Source organism: uncultured Gemella sp. (genome assembly GCF_963519265.1).
Taxonomy (GTDB): Bacteria; Bacillota; Bacilli; order Staphylococcales; family Gemellaceae; genus Gemella.
In genome coordinates, this window is the sequence record NZ_CAUQNQ010000094.1 from 1 (window position 1) to 4,863 (window position 4,863).

Genomic DNA, 4,863 nt, shown 5'->3' on the forward strand with positions numbered 1-4,863 from the left:
CTAATAGTTTATGCAATAACATCAAAAATTTACTATAGAATTATAAAAGAATAGATGAAAATAAACTCCAGAGGAAAAATCTGGAGTTTTTCTTTTTATTTGCATTTGGACTTTTGTTCTTATAAAATAGAAAATGTAAGAACAAAAAGGCGGTGAAAATCATGAGTAAAAAAGAATTATTACTAAATAAAATGAAGGAAAATAATGGAATTATTACAACAAAAGATGCATTATCATTGGGAATCCATAAGGATACGTTAAAAAAACTTACGCATGATGAAGAAATAGTAAAAGTAGCGAACGGATTATACGTCTTAACTAATGAAGAAATAGACGAGTATCTTTATTTTTCTTATAGAATACCAAAGGGAGTATTCTCTCATGAAACTGCAGCCTACTTGCAAGGTTTATCCACAAGAATGCCACTCAACTATGTTATGATGGTAATGAAGGGTGATAATGTAAGTAGAATTAAGAAAAACAGGGATGATATTTCCTTTAAATATAGTAAAAAAGAATATTATGATTTAGGTAAGGAAAGAATAATCAGCCCATTCGGTAGAGAAGTTAGCGTGTATGATAAAGAAAAAACTATACTAGATCTTATAAGAGATAAAGATAGAGTTGATTCTGGCGTATTTAGTGAAGCTATGAAATTATATTTTGGAGGTGAAGATAAAGATTTATTAAAATTATCTAAATATGCCATGTATATGAATATGGAAGAACAGCTGAAACCTTATACGGAGGTATTATTATGAAGACAGCAGAACAAATAAAAGGGGCTATTAGAAATATATCGAAAGAAAATAAACTCCAGAGGAAAAATCTGGAGTTTTTTCGTTTTAAGACATATTGCCAAAATAAGAGGATTATTGTTGCGGTTCTTTGCTATTTTTCTCTTTTAGATAAGAAAGATAAGATAATGTTAAAGATCTCATAGTTTCATTATTTTCTAATGAGAATATACTAATAGCTTTATTACAAGAGTTAATAGCATCTTCAATAAGATTTTGCTCTTCAAATAATCGTGCTTGTAAATAATAATTGTCTCCTAGAAGATAAAAAGATTTATTTTCTAGAGCTTTAGTAATAGCGGTAGAGTTCCAATACGTTGCATCATTTAATTTATTTAAAATTCCATAGATACGCGCAATAGAATAATAAAATGGTTGTTCAGAACTTGTATTTTGAATAATTCTTATATATGGTAAAACTTTTTCATACCAAAGAAGAGCATCTTCAAATAATTCTTTTTCTGAATAAAAATTTCCCAAAGTATTACAGATATCACAATATAAAATACAACCAACTTCTACTTTTTCTATTAATATCTTTAGATTTTCAATTGCAAAATCTAGTTGATTTTTTATATGATATGTTGTGATAGCTTGAAACCATTCAAAATATAAAATATTTTCTGAATCAAGAGTGTTTTTATCAATGGAAGATAAAACAAAATCTAGTGTCTTATAATCTCGTTTATAAAGTAATTCCACAAGTTCATTAACTTTGAAGTTAGAAGGTTGATATTCTTTAGTATCAATATCAAATAATGCTTCTATTTCATTAGTTGGAATATTTAATTTTTTTATTATTTTGAAAAATATATCTATAGAAGGAGTGACTTCTCCTTTTTCTAATCTACTGATAATAGTTTGAGTACAAATACCTTCAGCTAATTTTTTTTGAGACATATTTAGTGATTTTCTTTTAGTTTTTATTAAGTCAGCTAATTTAAGTTTCAAAATTTATCCGCTCCTGAGAATTAATCAAATATTACTATAATAATACTATAAATCTACTTGTAAATCAATAAACAAGAAATATTCAAGTATAATTAAAACACAATAGTGTTAAAAATATATAAATATAGTGTTGACTATCTTTGTTATCTCTGATAAAATTTACATAATAAATATACTTTTAGAGTCAGAATGTAAAAAGGATTTTAAAAGTTAGTGTTAGGAGTGAAGATCGTGTTTAAATTATTATTTAAACAAAAATATAGCATATTAGTATTTATTATTACAGTATTATGCGCAGCAACACAGGTTGCGACGTCTTATGGATTTAGTTTGATTATCCAAGCGACGGTAGATAAAAATTTAAGATTTATGGTGTCGGCAACTATTGCAGTTATGTTGATATATGTTGTTTTGAATACATTAGGTTATTTCAGAGCGATATATGTAGAAAAATTGATTCAAAATTTTTCTACAAGTCTTAGAAAAACAGCAATTGCAGATTTCAAGAAAAAGTTAGTTTATAACGAGAAACATAATAATGGAGCAGAATGTATAGCTTTAAACACTACTGATATTCAGCAGTTTGAGCAATATGCGGCTAATTGTTTATTTGCGATTTACAGTATATCTTTAGTTGTTATCTCAACAATTGCATTACTTAAGGTGAATATTACGTTATTTATTATCTCACTTGCATTGTCTTTATTAATGATGGTTCTACCTAAGTATTTCAACAAAGCGATAAAAACAACGACAAAAGACATTTCAAAAGCTACAGAAGATTTCAATAAGGATTTAGAGAATGCGCTGGCTAGTTCAGAAATGCTAAACAACTTTTCTGCGTTGAATTTATTAGATAGAATTGTTAATGTAGGTTCAAAAAATATAAAAAATGCGAAAGTTAATAGAAAAAAATCTATTATGACTTTACAAGGATTGAATGTGACAATAAATGCAGGTAACCAAATTGCGTTGATTTTTATTGCGGGATATTTTGCATATAAAGGGTATATTGAATTTGCGATGATATTTGCAATATCAGGTTATACGGGGGAATTCTTTGGAGGACTGACAAAAGTAATCGAGTTATATCCGAATTTCGCTTCTGCAAATGAGTTGTTGAATAAGTACCCAGAAATTAAAGAAGAGAAAAGTTTACCGAGAGTAGAAAAATTAGATAAGGCGATTGTAGTTTCTAATGTTAAATATAACTATCCAGATAAGACGGTAGAATTTCCTAATTTAACTTTTGAGAAAAACAAGAAGTATTTAATAAAAGGTAAAAGTGGTAGTGGTAAATCAACGCTAATCAATATTTTAAATGGTGATTTGAAAAACTACGAAGGAAGTGTAGAATGGGATAATAGAGAATTAAAACAATTTGATATCAAATCGGCAATTTCTACGATGAATCAAAAAGTACAATTGTTAAATTTATCGATCAAGGATAATATTATTTTAAATAAAGAATATAACGACAAGTTATTCAGAGAAGTTCTGGAAAACTGTAAGCTAGTCGAGGTTGTTGATAATTTAGAAGAAAAAGAAAATACAATACTAGACAATAAAAACTTAGCTTTATCAGGTGGACAGCTACAGAGATTAGGATTAGCGAGAAGTTTATATCATAAAAAAGACGTATTCATAATCGATGAAGGTACAGCGAACTTAGATAGTAAGTTGGCAGATGATATTGAGGAAATAATATTAAATGACAAAGAATCTACAGTTATTATGATAACTCATAGAAATAGTGAAAAAGTCGAAAACTTAGCAGATAAAGTAATAACATTAGGTAGCTAGATGGAAAAGAGGGTAAGATTAAAAAAATCTTGAACCTTCTTTTTTATTGTGTAGACATGGACTTTTGTTCTTACAAAATAAAAAAATGTAAGAACAAAAGTCCAATTTAAAAAGAGGGCTAAGATATTTTAAAATATTTACAGGAGCAAAAGAAAAACGCTAAGGGCGGCAACCCAAAGCGTAAGTAATCTTTAATATTTCCCAAAAGGGTAGACGGCGTCCCAACCGTTCTTTTTTATTATAACATAAAGTCATAGAAAGAAATAACATAAACGTAAGCCAATTATGCTGTTAGACTTTAGAAATAAAGAAATATGTATGAATAAAAATTGCGAGTGATACACCTTCTACTTGAATTAATGTGTATAAGTGTGTATAATAAAAGTAAGGAGGACAATACAATGCCAATGACATCTAAAGAGATGATTAAGCTTTTAGAAGCAAATGGCTTCATTTATGTAAAAAGTGGAGATGGTTCGCATAGAAAGTTTAGGAATCCTAAGACTGGTAGGGTAACACAAGTTCCGTTTCATAATCGTGCTTTAGGAAAAGGTCTAGAGCATAGGATCTTGAAACAGGCGGGATTGAAATAGTTCCCGCTCCTTATTTTAATAATAGGAGGTATTATTATGAATGTAGTCTATCCTGCTATATTTTATAAAAATATAGAGAATGACGGATATACAGTGGTTTTCCCTGATTTAGATTTTGGTGCTACTGAAGGAGAAGATTTAAAAGATGCATTTTTTATGGCTAGTGATTATTTAGGTGCTTGGTTGTATGAGTATTATATTGACGGAAAAGAGTTTCCGACAGCAAGAGATATAAAAGATTTAGAAATTGAAGAGGATGAGTTTTCAGTAAAAGAAGCTAGTTTTGTAAGTTTAGTTGGTGTTGATATGCTAGAATATGCAAGAAAATCAGAAGTAAAAACAGTAAGAAGAAATGTATCGATACCTAGTTATCTAAATGAGTTAGCAAAAAGAAATAACATAAACGTCAGCCAATTATTACAAGAAGCGTTAAAAGAAGAATTTAGTATGTAAATATAAAGACAACAATTCAGAAAAATAATAAAACTGAGTTGTTGTCTTTTTCTAATGGACACACAATGAGTAAAACGGCAGGAAAGTGTTCGTTCGAGAAAGACAACTTAGAAAAAGACTTTGCAGTATTTGCCCTCTCATAGAGAACAACAGAATGAAAATTATAAATATCTAGAATAAATCTAAAACTCTACTTTGCGAACATTATCTATATTTTTGAACATTTTCGTAACAATAAACTTTAAAGCTATCTTTTAATTTATCTA

General features: G+C 28.4%; 5 protein-coding genes. 4 read left to right on the forward strand and 1 reads right to left on the reverse strand.

Features of this window, described 5'->3' with window-relative positions; translation table 11 throughout:
- The first annotated feature begins 161 nt into the window (after positions 1-161).
- Positions 162-761 carry a type IV toxin-antitoxin system AbiEi family antitoxin domain-containing protein gene (locus RWN11_RS07180; protein WP_314161062.1) on the forward strand — a complete coding sequence of 200 codons (600 nt, stop codon included), beginning with the start codon at positions 162-164 and terminating at the stop codon, positions 759-761.
- A 111-nt stretch (positions 762-872) separates the two neighbouring features.
- On the opposite strand, the gene RWN11_RS07185 is transcribed toward RWN11_RS07180, so the two are convergent.
- Entirely contained in the window at positions 873-1,748 is an 876-nt protein-coding gene (locus tag RWN11_RS07185; RefSeq protein WP_314161063.1) for a helix-turn-helix transcriptional regulator, read from the reverse strand.
- A gap of 231 nt (positions 1,749-1,979) precedes the next feature.
- Between RWN11_RS07185 and RWN11_RS07190 the strand changes: the two genes are divergently transcribed.
- The 3 genes from RWN11_RS07190 to RWN11_RS07200 all read left to right on the forward strand — a co-directional run bounded on the left by RWN11_RS07190 (position 1,980) and on the right by RWN11_RS07200 (position 4,597).
- On the forward strand, positions 1,980-3,551 hold the full coding sequence (locus RWN11_RS07190; protein WP_314161064.1) for an ABC transporter ATP-binding protein: 1,572 nt from the start codon (positions 1,980-1,982) through the stop codon (positions 3,549-3,551).
- 401 nt (positions 3,552-3,952) lie between these two features.
- Positions 3,953-4,144 carry a type II toxin-antitoxin system HicA family toxin gene (locus tag RWN11_RS07195; protein WP_304096555.1) on the forward strand — a complete coding sequence of 64 codons (192 nt, stop codon included), beginning with the start codon at positions 3,953-3,955 and terminating at the stop codon, positions 4,142-4,144.
- Between the two features lie 36 nt (positions 4,145-4,180).
- Entirely contained in the window at positions 4,181-4,597 is a 417-nt protein-coding gene (locus RWN11_RS07200) for a type II toxin-antitoxin system HicB family antitoxin (protein WP_314161065.1), read from the forward strand.
- The last annotated feature ends 266 nt before the right edge of the window (positions 4,598-4,863 follow it).

Coding starts and splice junctions, on each gene's coding strand:
- RWN11_RS07200 (WP_314161065.1), top strand. CDS start 4,181: ATGAATGTAGTCTATCCTGCTATATTTTATAAAAATATAGAGAATGAC.
- RWN11_RS07180 (WP_314161062.1), top strand. CDS start 162: ATGAGTAAAAAAGAATTATTACTAAATAAAATGAAGGAAAATAATGGA.
- RWN11_RS07195 (WP_304096555.1), top strand. CDS start 3,953: ATGCCAATGACATCTAAAGAGATGATTAAGCTTTTAGAAGCAAATGGC.